At 71.3% G+C, this 16,429-nt stretch carries 16 protein-coding genes; 2 read left to right on the forward strand and 14 right to left on the reverse strand.

Going from position 1 to position 16,429, the window contains the following annotated elements:
• Positions 1-112 precede the first annotated feature (112 nt).
• Positions 113-3,007, forward strand: coding sequence for an Rne/Rng family ribonuclease (locus LOC65_RS01590; RefSeq protein ID WP_230246380.1), 2,895 nt, complete (start codon positions 113-115; stop codon positions 3,005-3,007).
• A 122-nt stretch (positions 3,008-3,129) separates the two neighbouring features.
• A complete protein-coding gene (locus LOC65_RS01595; RefSeq protein ID WP_009856429.1) occupies positions 3,130-3,495 on the forward strand; it encodes a hypothetical protein in 366 nt (121 codons plus the stop codon).
• Positions 3,496-3,731: 236 nt separating this feature from the next.
• On the opposite strand, the gene nagZ is transcribed toward LOC65_RS01595, so the two are convergent.
• From nagZ to LOC65_RS01665, 14 genes are all read right to left on the reverse strand, one after another.
• A complete protein-coding gene (nagZ, locus tag LOC65_RS01600) occupies positions 3,732-4,781 on the reverse strand; it encodes a beta-N-acetylhexosaminidase (protein ID WP_230246381.1) in 1,050 nt (349 codons plus the stop codon).
• A complete protein-coding gene (gene acpS, locus LOC65_RS01605; RefSeq protein WP_009856431.1) occupies positions 4,778-5,200 on the reverse strand; it encodes a holo-ACP synthase in 423 nt (140 codons plus the stop codon). Before acpS ends, nagZ begins: the two co-directional genes overlap by 4 nt.
• The gene (locus LOC65_RS01610; protein ID WP_009856432.1) at positions 5,197-5,988 is read right to left on the reverse strand and encodes a pyridoxine 5'-phosphate synthase; all 792 of its coding nucleotides are present in this window, start codon (positions 5,986-5,988) and stop codon (positions 5,197-5,199) included. Before LOC65_RS01610 ends, acpS begins: the two co-directional genes overlap by 4 nt.
• Positions 5,985-6,740, reverse strand: coding sequence for a DNA repair protein RecO (gene recO, locus LOC65_RS01615; protein ID WP_009856433.1), 756 nt, complete (start codon positions 6,738-6,740; stop codon positions 5,985-5,987). Before recO ends, LOC65_RS01610 begins: the two co-directional genes overlap by 4 nt.
• A gap of 21 nt (positions 6,741-6,761) precedes the next feature.
• Positions 6,762-7,751, reverse strand: a complete 990-nt coding sequence (gene era / locus LOC65_RS01620) for a GTPase Era (RefSeq protein ID WP_230246382.1) — start codon at positions 7,749-7,751, stop codon at positions 6,762-6,764.
• A gap of 16 nt (positions 7,752-7,767) precedes the next feature.
• Complete coding sequence (gene rnc, locus LOC65_RS01625) at positions 7,768-8,472, reverse strand: ribonuclease III (protein WP_230246383.1); 705 nt, start codon at positions 8,470-8,472, stop codon at positions 7,768-7,770.
• Positions 8,472-8,849: a DUF4845 domain-containing protein gene (locus LOC65_RS01630; protein ID WP_009856436.1), complete on the reverse strand. Its 378-nt coding sequence runs from the start codon at positions 8,847-8,849 to the stop codon at positions 8,472-8,474. The genes rnc and LOC65_RS01630 overlap by 1 nt, the downstream gene beginning before the upstream one ends.
• Positions 8,850-8,889: 40 nt before the next feature.
• Positions 8,890-9,858, reverse strand: coding sequence for a signal peptidase I (lepB, locus tag LOC65_RS01635; RefSeq protein ID WP_230246384.1), 969 nt, complete (start codon positions 9,856-9,858; stop codon positions 8,890-8,892).
• Between the two features lie 8 nt (positions 9,859-9,866).
• Positions 9,867-11,675 carry a translation elongation factor 4 gene (lepA, locus tag LOC65_RS01640; protein ID WP_230246386.1) on the reverse strand — a complete coding sequence of 603 codons (1,809 nt, stop codon included), beginning with the start codon at positions 11,673-11,675 and terminating at the stop codon, positions 9,867-9,869.
• Between the two features lie 469 nt (positions 11,676-12,144).
• Positions 12,145-13,629, reverse strand: coding sequence for a DegQ family serine endoprotease (locus tag LOC65_RS01645; RefSeq protein WP_230246388.1), 1,485 nt, complete (start codon positions 13,627-13,629; stop codon positions 12,145-12,147).
• 50 nt (positions 13,630-13,679) lie between these two features.
• On the reverse strand, positions 13,680-14,666 hold the full coding sequence (locus tag LOC65_RS01650; protein WP_009856502.1) for a MucB/RseB C-terminal domain-containing protein: 987 nt from the start codon (positions 14,664-14,666) through the stop codon (positions 13,680-13,682).
• A gap of 8 nt (positions 14,667-14,674) precedes the next feature.
• The gene (locus LOC65_RS01655; RefSeq protein WP_009856503.1) at positions 14,675-15,322 is read right to left on the reverse strand and encodes a sigma-E factor negative regulatory protein; all 648 of its coding nucleotides are present in this window, start codon (positions 15,320-15,322) and stop codon (positions 14,675-14,677) included.
• A gap of 38 nt (positions 15,323-15,360) precedes the next feature.
• A complete protein-coding gene (gene rpoE / locus LOC65_RS01660; protein ID WP_164963141.1) occupies positions 15,361-15,969 on the reverse strand; it encodes an RNA polymerase sigma factor RpoE in 609 nt (202 codons plus the stop codon).
• Positions 15,966-16,427 carry a hypothetical protein gene (locus LOC65_RS01665; RefSeq protein ID WP_230246390.1) on the reverse strand — a complete coding sequence of 154 codons (462 nt, stop codon included), beginning with the start codon at positions 16,425-16,427 and terminating at the stop codon, positions 15,966-15,968. The genes rpoE and LOC65_RS01665 overlap by 4 nt, the downstream gene beginning before the upstream one ends.
• Positions 16,428-16,429: the final 2 nt, after the last annotated feature.

A 16,429-nucleotide genomic window follows, 5' to 3' on the forward strand; every position in this document is an offset into this window, starting at 1 on the left:
CAGTCGGTTCTTCCGCGTTTCTCCTGCATCGAACGAGGCAGCGCGTGCCGCTCGAGCGGCACGCGGGAGTCGCGTGCGTCCCGCCCCCGCGGGACGTGCGCCGGGAGAATCGATGAAACGCATGCTGATCAACGCCACGCAGCCCGAAGAGCGGCGCCTGGCGATCGTCGACGGGCAGAAACTGCTCGACTTCGAGACCGAACTCGAAGGCCGCGAACAGCGCAAGGGCAACATCTACAAGGCGGTGATCACCCGCGTCGAACCGTCGCTCGAAGCCTGCTTCGTCGACTACGGCGAGGACCGCCACGGCTTCCTGCCGTTCAAGGAAATCTCGCGCAACTACTTCAAGGACGGCGTCGAGCTCAAGAACGCGCGCATCCAGGACGTCGTCAAGGAAGGCCAGGAGCTGCTGGTCCAGGTCGAGAAGGAAGAACGCGGCAACAAGGGCGCCGCGCTGACGACCTTCGTCAGCCTCGCCGGCCGCTACCTCGTGCTGATGCCCAACAACCCGAAGGGCGGCGGCGTCAGCCGGCGCATCGAGGGCGAGGACCGCGAGGAGCTCAAGGAGAACCTCGAGCAGCTGCAGTACCCCAAGGGCATGAGCCTGATCGCGCGCACCGCCGGCATCGGCCGCTCGGCCGCCGAGCTGCAGTGGGACCTGAACTACATGCTCAAGCTCTGGGACGCCATCGACGGCGCCTCCAAGGCCGGCAAGGGCGCCTTCCTGATCTACCAGGAGAGCTCGCTCGTCATCCGCGCGATCCGCGACTACTTCACCGCGGACATCGGCGAGATCCTGATCGACACCGACGACATCTACGATCAGGCGCAGCAGTTCATGAACCACGTGATGCCGGAGTCGGCCTCGCGTGTGAAGCGCTACCGTGACGACGCGCCGCTGTTCAGCCGCTTCCAGATCGAGCACCAGATCGAGACCGCGTTCAGCCGCACGGTGAACCTGCCGTCGGGCGGCGCGATCGTCATCGACCACACCGAGGCCCTGGTCTCGGTGGACGTGAACTCGGCGCGTTCGACGCGCGGCAGCGACATCGAGGAAACCGCGTTCCGCACCAACCTCGAAGCCGCCGACGAGATCGCGCGCCAGATGCGGCTGCGCGACCTGGGCGGCCTGATCGTCGTCGACTTCATCGACATGGAGGAGAGCAAGAACCGCCGCGAGGTCGAACAGCGCCTGCGCGACGCGCTGCGCACCGACCGCGCCCGCGTGCAGTTCAGCTCGATCAGCAAGTTCGGCCTGCTGGAGCTCTCCCGCCAGCGGCTGCGCCCGGCGCTGTCCGAAGGCAACCACATCACCTGCCCGCGCTGCAACGGCACCGGCCACATCCGCGACACCGAGAGCTCGGCGCTGCAGATCCTGCGCATGGTCCAGGAAGAGGCGATGAAGGAGAACACCGCCGCCGTGCACGTGCAGGTGCCGGTGGAAGTGACCTCCTTCCTGCTCAACGAGAAGCGCACCGAGATCACCAAGATCGAGCTCAAGCAGCGTGTCACGGTCATCCTGGTGCCGAACAAGCACCTGGAGACGCCGAACTACAAGCTCGAGCGCCTGCGCCACGACGACCCGCGCCTGGAGAACCTGCAGGCCAGCTACACGATGGTCGAGGAGCCGGACGAGGAAGTCGGCATCACGCGCCGTCGCGACGCCAACGACAAGGGCCGCAGCAAGCAGGAACCGGTGATCAAGGGCGTGCTGCCCGACCAGCCGGCACCGCCGGCGCCGGCCCCCGCGCCGGTGAAGCCGGCCGTGCCGACGCCCGCACCGCAGGCCCCGGCGCCTGCCCCAGCACCGGCGGCCCCGGCCGCGGCGCCCGCCAGCGGCGGCTTCTTCGGCTGGATCAAGCGCATGTTCACGATGCCCGAGCCGACGCCGGCCGCGGCACCGGCCGCGCCGGCTCCGGCCGCCGAGGCGTCGCCCGCGACGCCGGACAAGCGTGAAGGCGGCCGCCGCGGTGGCCGCGGCGAACGCGGCGAGCGTGGTGAACGCAGCGAACGCGGCGAACGTGGCGAGCGCAACCGCAACGGCCGCCCCGAAGGCCGCCAGGAGGCTCGCGAAGGACGTGAAGGCCGCGGCGAGAACCGCCGTGACGGCCGTCGCGATGCGCAGGACGCCGGCGCCGAGACGCGCGAGCCGCGTGCCGAACGCGGTGAACGCAGCGAGCGCGGTGAACGCGGTGAACGCGGCAACCGCGGCCCGCGTGCCGAACGCGCCCCGCGTGCCGAAGAGAGCACCGCAGCCGCCGCGCTGGTGCCGGCCGCCGCCGAGGCGCTGGCGCCGGCCGACGGTGCGCCGGTCGCCGAGAACGCCGAGACGCGTGAAGGCGGCCGCCGCCGCCGCCGCCGTGGCGGCCGTGGCAACGGCGAAGGCCGGATCGAGGAGACCGTGCTGGCCGACGGCAGCGCCGCGCCGGCCGACGAGGCCGCCCCGGTGGCCGCCGAAGCCGCGCCGGCCGTCGTCGACGAAGCCTCGGCGCCCGAAGGCGTGTTCCCCGAAGCCCACGAGCGCGAAGGCGAGCCCGAAGGTGAACGTGAAGGCGGCCGCCGCCGTGGTCGCGGCCGCGACCGTTATCGCCGCGAGCGCCGCGAAGGCGAGGCCGTGGCGCCCGAGGCGACCGCAGCCGACGCCGCCATCGGCGACGACGCCGTGGTGACGCCGCCGGCCCCGGCCGAAGCCGTCGCCGAGCTGCCGGAGATCCCGGTCGCCGAAGCCGTGCCGGCACCGCAGCCGCCGGCTGCGCCGCGCATCGAGCCGTATGCGCTGCCGACCGAGGCGCTGAGCGCGCTGGCCGCCGACGCCGGCCTGCAGTGGGTGCAGTCCGACGCCGACAAGGTGCGCGCCGCGCAGGAGGCGATTGCCGCCGAGCCGAAGCCGGTGCACGTGCCGCGTGAACCGAAGCCGGTCGTCGTCGTCGACGAAGGCCCGCTGGTGCTCGTCGAGACGCGCAAGGACCTGTCGCAGCTGAAGCTGCCGTTCGAGCACGGCGCCTGACCCGCCGGCCTCGGACGAGGGCCGCCGGCCGTGAGGCCTGCGGCCCTCTTTCGTGGCGGGGCCGCGCCGGGCGTGCCGGCCACCGCCGTCCTCGACTTCCCGTTCTGTCCGCTTCCCCTCAGATGACCAAGATCGCCCTGATGCTCGCCCGCCTCGCGGGTGCCCTGACGCTGGTGCTCGGCGCCGCCCATGCCTTCGGCCTCGGCCCGGTGCTGCAGCTGCACATGATCGGCGGCACGGTGTTCGTGCTCGCGCTGTGGGCGCTGGTGTTCACCGGCTTCCGTGCCGCGCCCAAGCTGGCCGTGCTGGCCTTCAACTGGGGTGTGGTCGTCGTCGCCTTCGGCATCTTCCAGCTGCGGCTGGTGCCAGGCGAGTACCACTGGACGATGCAGCTGCTGCACCTGCTGCTCGGCTTGAGCGCGATGGCCCAGGCCGAGCGCCTGGGCGCGGCGATCAAGCGCCGCGAGGCCGGCACCGCCGCGGGCTGATCCGGACCGGGCCGGCACGGCACCTGCCCCGCTTCGGCGGGCGAGCCACCGCTCGACGGGGTCAGGTCTCCCGCGTGCTCGACGGGGTCAGGTCTCCCGAGACCTGACCCCGGACTTCCCGGACTTCCCCGGACTTCCCGCTTCGGCGGGCGAGCCGCTGCTCGACGGGGTCAGGTCTCGCGAGACCTGACCCCGGATTCGCGAATTTCCGGCCGCACGACGCGGCCGTCGCCGTTTCAGGGCAGCTGTTCGAGCGCCCGGCGGTAGGCCGGCGCGTGCATCAGATCGTCCCAGCCCAGCGGCAGTTGCTGCGGCAGCAGCGCCTGGCGGCGGCGTTCGGAGTCTGCCGACGGCGTCCACAGCCCGGCCGCGGCCGCCCGATCCAGCCCTTCGAGCAGCGCGTCGACCGGCGCGCCGCCGTCGACCGTCGACTGGTTGCACAGCAGCACCAGGTCGCAGCCGGCGCCCAGCGCCAGCAGCGCCGCGTCCAGCGTCGAGCCGACGCCCTTGGCGCCTTCCATGCTGAGGTCGTCGCTGAAGACGGCGCCGTCGAAGCCCAGCCGCTCGCGCAGGATCTCCTGCAGCCAGCGCCGCGAGAAACCCGCCGGCAGCGCGTCGACCTTGGGGTAGACCACGTGCGCCGGCATCACCGCGTTCAGGCTGCCGGCCAGCCAGTCGTAGGGCTGGGCGTCGTCGGCCAGGATGGCTTTCAGCGAACGCCGGTCCACCGGCAGCGCCAGATGCGAGTCGGCCTTGACGAAACCGTGGCCGGGGAAGTGTTTGCCGCAGGACGCCATGCCGGCCTGCAGCAGGCCGTGCATCAGACTCTTGGCCAGCAGCGCCGCGACCCGCGCGTCGCGGTGGAAGGCGCGGTCGCCGATGACCTGGCTGGGGCCGTGGTCGAGGTCGAGCACCGGCGTGAAGCTGAAGTCGACGCCGCAGGCGCGCAGCTCGCTGGCCAGCACGTAGCCGGCAGCGGTGGCCGCCGCGGTGGCGCGCATCGCATCCTGCATCCACAGCTCGCCGAAGGCGCGCATCGGCGGCAGGTGGGTGAAGCCGTCGCTGCGGAAGCGCTGCACGCGCCCGCCTTCGTGGTCGACGCAGATCAGCAGGTCCTCGCGCAGCGACTTGATCTCGGCGGTCAGCTCGACGAGCTGGCGCCGGTCGGCCCAGTTGCGCGCGAAGAGGATCAGCCCACCGGCCAGCGGATGGCGGATGCGGCGGCGGTCGTCGTCGTTGAGCGTGGTGCCGGCGATGTCCAGCACGACGGGGGCATGAAAGCTCACGGAAGCTCCTCGGGTTCGGTGGGGGCCGCGGCGCGTTCGACGACGACGAAGGACGCGGCGTAGTCGCTCTCGTCGGTGACGGTGACGTGGGCGACCAGGCCGCGCGCGGCGAACCACGCGGCCAGTTCACCGGACAGCCGCACGAAAGGTTTGCCGCTGGGTTCGTTGAGGATCTGGCAGGCACGCCAGGTCATCGGCATGCGGATGCCCAGGCCGACGGCCTTGGAGAAGGCCTCCTTGGCCGAGAAGCGCGTCGCCAGGAAGGCGATGCCGCGCACCTCGGCACGCGCGCGCCGGGCGCGGAAGATGCGCAGCTCGTCGTCGCCCAGCACCTTCTCGGCGAAACGCTCGCCGCGGCGCGCCAGCGTCGCCTCGATGCGGCGGATGTCGCAGATGTCGGTGCCGATGCCGTAGATCACGCCGGCACGCCGTGGCTCGCCGAGCGGATCGCGCGCTGGTAGGCCCGCACCGTCTCCGGCAGGCCCAGCTCCAGCGCGTCGGCGATCAGCGCGTGGCCGATCGACACCTCCTGCACGCCCGGCACGGCGCGCAGGAAGTCGGGCAGGTTGTCGCAGTTCAGGTCGTGGCCGGCGTTGAGCTGCAGCCCGGCGGCCAGCGCCGCACGGCCGGCGGCGGCGAAACGCTCGAGAACCTCGGCCTGCCGGGGCGTGCCCCAGGCGGCGGCGTAGGGCTCGGTGTAGAGCTCGACGCGGTCGGCACCGATCTCGCGCGCGATGGCCATGGCCTCGGGGATCGGGTCCATGAACAGGCTCACGCGCACGCCGAACGAATGCGCCTCGGCGATCACCGGGCGCAGGCGCTCTGCGTCCTCGGGCAGGTTCCAGCCGTGGTCGGAGGTGAACTGGGCCTCGCTGTCGGGCACGAAGGTCACCTGCTGCGGGCGCAGCTCGCGCACGTAGGCCATCAGGTTGTGGAACGGGTTGCCCTCGATGTTGTATTCGGCCTGCGGCCAGTCGCGCAGCAGCGCGGCCAGGTCGTGCACGTCATGGCCGCGGATGTGGCGCTCGTCAGGGCGCGGGTGCACGGTGATGCCGTCGGCACCGGCCTGCAGGCACAGCGTGGCCGCGCGCACCACGCTCGGGATGCCGAGATGGCGGGTGTTGCGCAGCAGCGCGACCTTGTTGACGTTGACCGAGAGCTTGGTCAGGCCGCCGGCGGCGGCCTCGGGAGCGACGAGAGGATTCATCGGGAAGCGGTGTCGACGAGCTTCTGCACGTCCTGGAAGACCTGGCGCGAGCGCAGCCGGGCATGGCCGAGATGATAGTGAAGCACCCCGCGCAGCGCGGCGCGCAGCGGGGTGCTCACCGGGGCACAGGCGGCGCGCAGCGCGCCGCCATGGTGGGCGAGCAGAGCGGCCTCGAGGCGCACCCAGTCGGCACCCGGCAGGCCGTCAGCATCGGCGACGAGACCGGCCTCGGGGTGCAGGGCGTAGCGGCGCGCGGCCGCCAGCGGCGCGAGCGTCAGCGTCTCGCTGCCCAGCTCGGGCAGCAGACCGGTCTCGCGCAGCAGCACGAGCTCGAAGGCGCGCAGCGCCGACGCCTCGTCGGCGGCCAGCGCGGCCAGCGTCTCGGCGTAGGCGTCGAAGAGCTGCGGGTACGCATCCTGGCGCGCCAGCAGCTTCATCAGCAGCTCGTTGCAGTAGAAGGCCGAGAACATCGCCGCGGCCGGCACCGGCGGCACGCCGCCGCCCCACTCGGCGGTGCGCAGCGTGTGGATCTCGGCGGCCTCGTCGGCCGGCGTGCGGCCGAGCTGCACGGCGATGCGCTGGAACGGCAGCAGCACCGGGCGCAGCTGCGAGGTCGGGCGCTTGGCGCCCTTGGCGGCGACGACGACGCGGCCGCGCTCGCGCGTGAACAGCTCGACGATCAGGCTGGTCTCGCTCCAGTCCCAGCTGTGCAGCACGTAGGCCGCGAGCGGCGCGGCCGCCGCCCGGCTCATCGGCGCGCCTCCCGGCTCACGTCACTCGTAGCCGTAGCTGCGCAGGTGCGCCTCGTCGTCGGCCCAGCCCGAACGCACCTTGACCCAGAGCTCGAGGAAGACCTTGGCGTCGAGCAGGCGCTCGAGCTCCTGGCGCGACTCGGTGCCGATGCGCTTCAGGCGCTCGCCACCCTCGCCGATGACCATGCCCTTGTGCGCGTCGCGCTCGACGACGATGGTCGCGGCGATGCGGCGCAGGTTGCCCTCTTCCTCGAACTTCTCGATGACCACCGTCGACGAGTACGGCAACTCGTCGCCGGTCAGGCGGAACAGCTTCTCGCGCACGATCTCGCTGGCCAGGAAACGGTCGCTGCGGTCGGTCAGCGCGTCTTCCTCGTAGAACCAGGGCTGCTCGGGCAGATGCGGCTCGACGATGGCGAACAGGCGCTCGACGTCGGCCGCGGTGGTGGCCGACATCGGCACGTACTCGGCGAAGGCGTGGCGCTCCTGCATGCTCTTCAGCCAGGGCAGGATGTCGGTGCGGCGGCGCACGGCGTCGAGCTTGTTGGCGACCAGGATCACCGGCTTGTCCGGCGGCAGCAGCGCCAGCACCTTGGCGTCGTCGAGGCCGAAGCGCCCGGCCTCGACCATGAACAGCACCGCGTCGACGTCGGCCACCGAGGCGGTGACGGTGCGGTTGAGCGTCTTGTTCATCGCGCCGCTGTGGCGCTTCAAGTGCGTGGTCTGGAAGCCCGGCGTGTCGACGAAGACGAACTGCGTCGCGCCGACCGTGCGGATGCCGGTGATGCGGTGGCGCGTGGTCTGCGCCTTGCGCGAGGTGATGCTGATCTTCTGGCCGACGAGCGCGTTCAGCAGCGTCGACTTGCCGACGTTGGGGCGGCCGACGATGGCGATCAGGCCGCAGCGCTGGCCCTCGACGACAGCCGGCGCGGGCGGGATCGGGGGCAGTTCGTAAGCCTGGGACGACGAGTCGTCCCGCGCTTCGTGGCCCGGAGGGGGGGTGGTGTTCATCGCGTGGGCGGGCGCTTCAGGAGCGCAGGGGGCCGCCGGGTTTGTCGTCGGCCTTGAGACCTTCGAGCAGGCGGCGTGCGGCCTCCTGCTCGGCGGTGCGGCGGGAGCGGCCTTCGCCGCGTTCGGCGAGGCCCAGCGTGGCGACGGCGCACTCGACCTCGAAGGTCTGGGCGTGCTTCTCGCCGCGTGTGGCGACGATGCGGTAGGCCGGCACCGGCAGGCGCCGCGCCTGCAGCCATTCCTGCAGCTCGGTCTTGGCGTCCTTGCTCCAGGCGTCGGCCTCGGTGGCGGCGATGACCTCGCCGAAGAGGCGGCGCACGGTGGCCAGCGCCGGATCGAAGCCGCCATCGAGGAAGATCGCGCCGATCAGCGCCTCGACGGCGTCGGCGAGGATCGACGGCCGCTGGGCGCCGCCGCCGCGCATCTCGCCTTCGGACATGCGCAGCACCTCGGGCAGGCCGAGCGTTAGCGCCACGCGGTGCAGGCTGTCCTCGCGCACGAGGTGGGCGCGCACGCGCGTCAGGTCGCCTTCGTCGCTGCCGGAGAAACGTTCGTACAGCAGCGCCGAGACGGCGCAGTTGAGCACCGAGTCGCCGAGGAACTCGAGGCGCTCGTTGTGCTCCGCGCCCCAGCTGCGGTGCGTCAGCGCGCGCGTCATCAGCGCGGTCCGCGTGAAGCGGTGACCGAGGCGCTGCTGAAGGGCGTCGTGACGGGCGTCCATCAAGGTGCCTTGGCCCGGCCCTCGTACTTGATCAGCAGGTACACGGGGCCCATCAGCGGCACTTCCTTGTCGTACGCGAAGGCGATGACGACCTTGTCGTTCTCCTTCGTGATCTCGAGGTCCTTGCTGTCGATCGAGGTGATCGAGTACTCGACTTCCTTCTGTCGGTCGAACGCGGTGCGGGCGTCGCTGACCGTGGCGGGCTGGCCGGCGGCGACCTTCTCGATGGCACGCTTGATCGTCAGGTACTCGTTGACCGTCGGCACCGCGCGCACCAGCACGTAGCCGGTGAAGCCGATGGTCAAGGCCCAGAACAGCAGCCCGAACAAGGTGATGCCGCGTTGGCTGGCGCGCGGCGCGCGCGGGACCGGAGTCATGTTCGCCTCTCGTTGTACGCCGTGTCGAGGGCCGGGCCGCTCAGTGGAAGGCTCCGATGCGGCCCAGGTCGCCCAGGTTCATCCAGACGAAGAATGCCTTGCCGACGATGTTCTCGTCCGGAACGAATCCCCAGAAGCGCGAATCCTGCGAGTCGTCGCGGTTGTCGCCCATCGCGAAATAGTGTCCCGGCGGCACCTTGCAGGTCACGCCTTCGGCCGTGTACTGGCAATTCTCGTGCATCGGGAACGACTTGGGCTCCGGGCCGTAGAAGGCCGGGCGCTTGGGATCGACGAGGATGCGGTGCTCCACCGCGCCGAGCTTCTCCGAGAACATCGGCGCGTAGAGCAGACGGTCCTCGTTGTAGAACTCGCCCAGCGGCGTCACCGGCACCGGCTGGCCGTTGACGTAGAGCTTCTGGTCGGCGTAGCGGATCTCGTCGCCGGGCACGCCGACGATGCGCTTGATGTAGTCGACACGCGGGTCCACCGGGTAGCGGAAGACGACGACGTCGCCGCGCTCGGGGTCGTGGTTGGCGATGATCTTCTTGTTGATCACCGGCAGCCGGATGCCGTAGTGGTACTTGTTGACGAGGATGAGGTCGCCGACGAGCAGCGTCGGGATCATCGAGCCCGACGGGATCTTGAACGGCTCGAACATGAACGAGCGCAGCAGGAAGATCACGACGATCACCGGGAACAGCCCGGCGGTCCAGTCCAGCCACCAGGGCTGGGCCAGGATCTTCTCCTTGGCCGCGCCGACGTCGCCGTCGACCTTGGCGATGCCCTGGCGCGCGAGGTCCTCGCGGCGCGCCGCGTCCTGGCGCTCCAGCTCCGCGGCCGCGGCTTCGCGCGCCGGACGGAAATGGAAGCGCTCGGCCAGCCAGTAGCAGAGGGTGACGGCGCTGAGGAGGAACAGCAGCAGCGAGAAGTTGCCCGTCCACTGCCCGAGGAACCAGCCGCCCAGATAGACGACCAGGGCGCCGTACAGGACGGCGGTCAGAGTGCTCATCAAGGTGTTTAGTCGTCCACTTGGAGGATCGCGAGGAAGGCTTCCTGAGGCACCTCGACCGAGCCGATCTGCTTCATGCGCTTCTTGCCCGCCTTCTGCTTCTCGAGCAGCTTCCGCTTGCGCGTGATGTCGCCGCCATAGCATTTTGCCAGCACGTTCTTGCGCAGCGCCTTGATGTTCTCGCGGGCGATGATGTTCGCGCCGATCGCCGCCTGGATCGCCACGTCGTACATCTGGCGCGGGATTTGCTCGCGCATCTTGGCCGCCACCGCGCGGCCGCGGAACTGGCTCTGCGCGCGGTGCACGATCATCGCCAGCGGGTCGACACGGTCGCCGTTGATCAGGATGTCGACCTTGACGACGTCGGCCGCGCGGTACTCCTTGAACTCGTAGTCCATCGAGGCGTAGCCGCGGCTCACCGACTTCAGCTTGTCGAAGAAGTCCAGCACGATCTCGGCCAGCGGCAGCTCGTAGGTCAGCATGACCTGCTTGCCGTGATAGGCCATGTTCAGCTGGATGCCGCGCTTCTGGTTGGCCAGCGTCATCACCGGGCCGACCGCGTCCTGCGGCATGTACAGGTGCACCGTGACGATGGGCTCGCGGATCTCGCGGATGCGGCCCATGTCGGGCATCTTGCTGGGGTTCTCGACCTGCAGCACGGTGCCGTCGTTCAGCTCGACCTCGTAGACGACGCTGGGCGCGGTGGTCACCAGGTCCTGGTCGAACTCGCGCTCCAGCCGCTCCTGCACGATCTCCATGTGCAGCAGGCCGAGGAAGCCGCAGCGGAAGCCGAAGCCCAGCGCCTGGCTGACCTCGGGCTCGTAGCGCAGCGAGCTGTCGTTGAGCTTCAGCTTCTCCAGCGCGTCGCGCAGCTGGTCGTACTCGCTGGCCTCGGTCGGGTACAGGCCGGCGAAGACCTGCGGCTGGATCTCCTTGAAGCCGGGCAGCGGCTCGCTGGCCGGGCCGGCGTTGTTCGGCAGCTTCTTCTCCAGCGTGATCGTGTCGCCGACCTTGGCCGCCTGCAGCTCCTTGATGCCGGCGATCAGGAAACCCACCTCGCCGGCGTTGAGCGCCTCGCGCGGCATCGACTTGGGCGTGAAGACGCCGATCTGCTCGAGCGGGTAGACGGCGTTGGTCGCCATCATGCGGATGCGGTCACCCTTCTTCAGCACGCCGTCGACGACACGAACCAGCATCACGACGCCGACGTAGTTGTCGAACCAGCTGTCGATGATCATCGCGCGCGGCGCGCCGTCGGGGTTGCCGCGCGGCGCGGGCATGCGGTGCACCACCGCTTCGAGGATGTCGTCGATGCCCAGGCCGGTCTTGGCCGAGCAGGGAATGGCGTCGGTGGCATCGATGCCGATGACGTCCTCGATCTCCGCCTTGGCGTTCTCCGGGTCGGCCTGCGGCAGGTCCATCTTGTTGAGGACCGGGATGACCTCGACGCCGAGGTCCAGCGCGGTGTAGCAGTTGGCCACCGTCTGCGCCTCGACACCCTGGCTGGCGTCGACGACGAGCAGCGCGCCCTCGCAGGCCGACAGCGAACGGCTGACCTCGTACGAGAAGTCGACGTGCCCGGGGGTGTCGATCAGGTTCAGGTTGTAGACCTTGCCGTCGCGCGCCTTGTATTCGAGCGCCGCCGTCTGGGCCTTGATCGTGATGCCGCGCTCGCGCTCGATGTCCATCGAGTCGAGCACCTGGGCTTCCATCTCCCGGTCGGAGAGCCCGCCGCAGCGCTGGATGATGCGGTCGGCCAGCGTGCTCTTGCCGTGGTCGATGTGGGCGATGATCGAGAAGTTGCGGATGTGGTTCATGCGGCTCACCAGCCGGCGGTCGCGGCGCGGGTTGTCACCAGGGCCGGACCCGGCATCGCTGGGGCGCAAACCGCCCTCGTGCATGCCGCGCCGGAAACAAAAAAAAGGCACGTCCAAGAGGTGACGCGCCTTCCAACAGAACGTATGGCAACTGCTTGTTGGGCGTCCATTGTAGCCAAAAGGCACCGCCGGCAAGCCCTCCGCCGACCGTTTCCCGGGGCTTCGGGCCCGGTCATCGGATCGACATGTCCACACGTTGTCCACACGCTGCGACGCCACCCCGCACCGGGCCGCAGGCGCCGCCCGCCGCGGGCGGCCGGCGCCTCGACACGACGCGGAACGGGCGCGATTCTAGTGCGCGCGCCGCGCGGTGCCGGAAGACGGAGATTGAATGTGAGGATGCACTCACGTTTCGCCGTCCGGCGAGAGGCAGGCGACGGCCGCCCTGCGGTCGCAGGGCGGCGCCGGTTCAGCGCGACGGGCGGATGACGAAGTAGTTCACCGCGTCGCCGCGGCGCACCAGGACGCTGACGACCCGCGACTTCTCGGCCTTGGCGGCCAGGGCCTGGAACTGGCGGGCGTCGCTGATGTCGGTGTTGTCCAGCGCCAGGATGACGTCGCCGGGGCGCAGGCCGGCACGTGCCGCGGCGCCCTCCACCGTGTCGACACGCACGCCGCCGCGCACGCCGAGCTGGCGCTTCTGCGCTTCGCCGAGTTCGGTCACGGTCAGGCCGAGCACGCTCTTGGCGGCCGGGGCGCTGCCCGGCGCCGCGCCGGCGCGCGCCGGACGGTCGTCCTCGAACTCGGCCACCGTCACCTTCAGGTCGCGCGGGGCGCCGCGGCGGAAGACGGTCAGCGTGCTCTGCGAGCCCGGCTTGATGGCGCCGACGATGCGCGGCAACTCGCCCGACCGCTCGACCGGCTTGCCGTCGACGCGCGTGATGATGTCGCCGGCCTCGACGCCGGCCTTGTCCGCCGGGCCGCCCTTCTCGACGTTGCGCACCAGCGCGCCGGCGGGCTTGCCCAGGCCGATCGCCTCGGCGACCTCCTGGGTCACCGGCGCGATCTGCACGCCGATGCGGCCGCGAACGACACGCCCGGTGGCACGCAGTTGGTCGGCGACGCGGATCGCGTCGTCGATCGGGATCGCGAAGCTGATGCCCATGAAGCCGCCGGAGCGGCTGTAGATCTGAGAGTTGATGCCGACGACCTCGCCGCGCAGGTTCAGCAGCGGCCCGCCGGAGTTGCCGGGGTTGATCGCGACGTCGGTCTGGATGAAGTTCAGGTAGTCCCCGGTGTCGCGCTGCTTGGCGCTGACGATGCCGGCGGTGACGGTGTTGTCCAGGCCGAAGGGCGAGCCGATCGCGAGCACCCATTCGCCGACCTTGAGCCGGCCGACGTCGCCGATCTTCACCGTCGGCAACCCGGTGGCGTCGATCTTGACGACCGCGACGTCGGTGCGCGTGTCGGCGCCGACGATGCGCGCCTTCAGCTCGCGCTTGTCGGTCAGCGTGACGATGACCTCCTCGGCGCCGTCGACGACGTGGGCGTTGGTCATCACGTAGCCGTCGGAGCTGATGACGAAGCCCGAGCCGACGCCGCGCGGCTGGGTCTGCCCGCCCGATGCCTCGTCGTCGCCGTCGCCACCGCGCGGGCCCGAGCGCGGCAGCGGGATGCCGAAGCGGCGCAGGAACTCCTCGAAGCCGGGATCGAGCTCGCGCGCCCCGGAGGAGCGCACCCGCTCGGTGGTGCGGATGTTGACGACGGCCGGGCCGACACGCTCGGCGAGTTCGCTGAAGTCCGGCAGCGCGGCGATCGGGGCGGCCGCCGGCGCGGCGGCGGGCTGCGCGCCGGCCACCCCGGGCCAGGCGACGGCCGCGGCGAGCGCGAGCGTGGCCAGCACCGGCGCGACGCGGCCGGCGGCGGAAACGGCAGGGATCGTTCGGTCGGTCATGGGACGGTTGCGAGGGTTGCCAGGAAAACGGGGGGCGCGACGGCCGGCGTTCAACGCCGGCGCTGCAGCGCCTCGGCGAAAACCTTCAGCGTCGCGGCGGGCACGTCGCCCATCACGGTGATCCAGTGCAGGCCGCGACGCTGGCGCAGCGTGCCGGTGGCGCCGACGTGGCCGGACAGGTCGGCGTAGTCGCGGCGGGCGTCGGACGGCTCGATGAAGACCGAGACGTGCGTCAAACCGTCGGTGTAGACGGCCTGCACGACCTCCTCGCGGCTGGAGGCATCGAGCGGGCGCTTGACGACGCCGGCGAGGCGGAAGCCGGTCACCGGATGCTCCAGTGTCCAGCCCTCGGCCTCGAGCTGCGTCGGCTGCTGCTGCGTGCGCACGACGCGGTAGCCGTCGAGCTTGCGCAGCGGCTGGGTCACCGTCTCGGGCTGCGGCCGGATGCCCAGCTCGACGGCCGAGAACGCGGTCGACTCGAGCACCGTGCGGTCGGGGCCGACGATGTCGGCGCGCAGCATCAGCCCGGTCGCCCGGTCGGCCCACAGCCGCTGGCCGTAGCGCCAGGCGTCGCGCGGCTGCAGCAGCAGCACCTGGGCGGCACGGCCGGCGACACGTTCGACACCCTCGAGCTTGGCGTCGTAGTAGTCCAGCGCCCGCGGGTCGACGCTGCGCCGCGAACCGGGCAGCCGGGTCACCGCGGGGCGCTCCTCGACGACGGCGACGCCGGCCTGCGGCCAGATCGTGTGCACCGAGTCGTTGACGCGGTAGACGCGCTGCTGGCGCCCGTCCAGCGCCTCGACCCGCTCGAAGGACTGCGAGCCGACGGCGAAGTGGGCGATGCGCGAGCTCGACACCACGCCGTTGGCGCTGACGACGAGCGTGCCCTGGTAGTTGCGCTCGTAGGCCGCGGCATGGATGCGCGTCAGCCAGGCGCGCGCATCCGGCGGCGCCGCGACGGCGGAGACCAGGGCGAAGGGAGCGAAGAAGGAAGCGAGCGAGGCGATCGGCAACCAGCGCCGGACGACGGAACGCATCGGCGGGCTCAGCGCGAGGCTGCGGTCTCGGGTGCCATGACCTCGACGTTGCGCGGCACGCCGCCGGGCAACGCCGCCGCACCGCCGGCCATCGCGTCGCGGTGCGCGCGCAGGTAGGCGTCGAGGCGCGCGTCGCGGATCAGCCGGCCCTCGACGACCAGCGCGCGCGGCGCGGCGGCGCCGGTCGTCGCCAGGCTCAGACCCGGCGTCGCCGGAGCGTCGGCCAGCACGGCGCCGCCGGGAGGCACCGAGGACATGCGGGTGACGACGACGACACCGGCCACGGCGACAAAACCCGCGGCCACCGCCGCCGGCGCCAGCCAGCCGTGGCGCCGACGCGTGACCGCGACGGCGGGAGGCACCGCGACCGGGGGCCGCTCGATCGGCTCGGGCGCCAGCACCACCGGCTCCTCGGCCAGGCGCGCGCGCAAGCCGGCGAGGAAGGCGGCGTCGCGCGACGCGGTGCTCGCCAGGTCCTCCGACCGCATCACGTCGCCGATGAGCTGGTAGGCATGCCAGGTGCGGCGGGCCTCGGGGTCGTCACGCCAGCGCGCGCAACTCTCGTCCAGCGCATCCGGGTCGCCGTCGGCCAGGGCCGACAGCAGGGACGCTGTGGAATCCGCGGGAGGCATGGCGCTGGAGCGGTTCTGGTTCATCGGGTCAATCGGTGGTTGCTTCGCGAGGACGGCCGGGTTCACCAGCGTTCGCCCTCGCGGGTGTCGAGCAGCGGCCGCAGCCGCGTGGCGATCGCCTCACGCGCCCGGAAGATGCGCGAACGCACGGTTCCGATGGGGCAGTTCATCACGTCGGCGATCTCTTCGTAACTCAGACCTTCGATCTCGCGCAGCGTGATGGCCTGACGGAGATCCTCCGACAAGGCCTCGATCGCCGCGTTCACGGCAGACGCGATCTCCCGGCTTGCGAGCAAGGATTCGGGGGTCGCGCCATCGCTTAGTTCGTTTTCGACACGAGAAGTTTCATCGCCGTCGTCACGAGACGCCAGCGAGCCCTCCGAGACGAGGGGGTCGCGGCGCAACTCGACCAGCGACTTCTTCGCCGTGTTGACGGCGATGCGGTAGAGCCAGGTGTAGAACGCGCTCTCGCCGCGGAACTGGGCGATCGCGCGGTAGGCGCGGATGAAGGTCTCCTGCGCGATGTCCTGCACCAGCGCGTCGTCGCGCACCATGCGCGCGATGAGGCGCTCGATGCGCCGCTGGTACTTGACGACCAGCATCTCGAAGGCACGCACGTCGCCGCGCCGGGCGCGCTCGACCAGCAGGACGTCGGCGTCGGCGTCGCTCATGGCGCAGCGCGCGCGCTCGCGCGCTGCGGGTCGGTGTCGGGGACGGCGGACCGGGCATGCAGCGCGGTGCGCAGCCCATGCCATCGGCCACCGGCGTCGCCGGCGTCGCCGGCGGCGACCGCGGCCCAGCGCGCCGGGCCGCGCGCCGGACGCAGGCGCAGCAGCATCCAGCCGCCGAGGTCGATGGCGACCTCGGGGCGGCAGGGTGAGTCGGCGGCCATCCAGGCGCTGCCGTCCCAGCGCAGCGCCAGCGGCCGAGGCGACGCCCCGGCCCAGGCCGTCGCAGCGGCCAGCAGCGCCGCCGCCAGCGCGAGCGCCGGCGACGGGTGGCCGTCACCGAGATGCGCCTGCAGCCAGGCGCAGGCGCAGCCCGCGGCAGCCGCCACGAGCAGCGCCTGGGCGGCGCGCCAGGGCACGCCACCCGAGCAGGTCACGGCGACCGGCGGCGGATGGCGCACGC

Source organism: Rubrivivax sp. JA1055, assembly GCF_020966565.1.
In the GTDB taxonomy this organism is placed as follows: Bacteria; Pseudomonadota; Gammaproteobacteria; order Burkholderiales; family Burkholderiaceae_C; genus Rubrivivax; species Rubrivivax benzoatilyticus.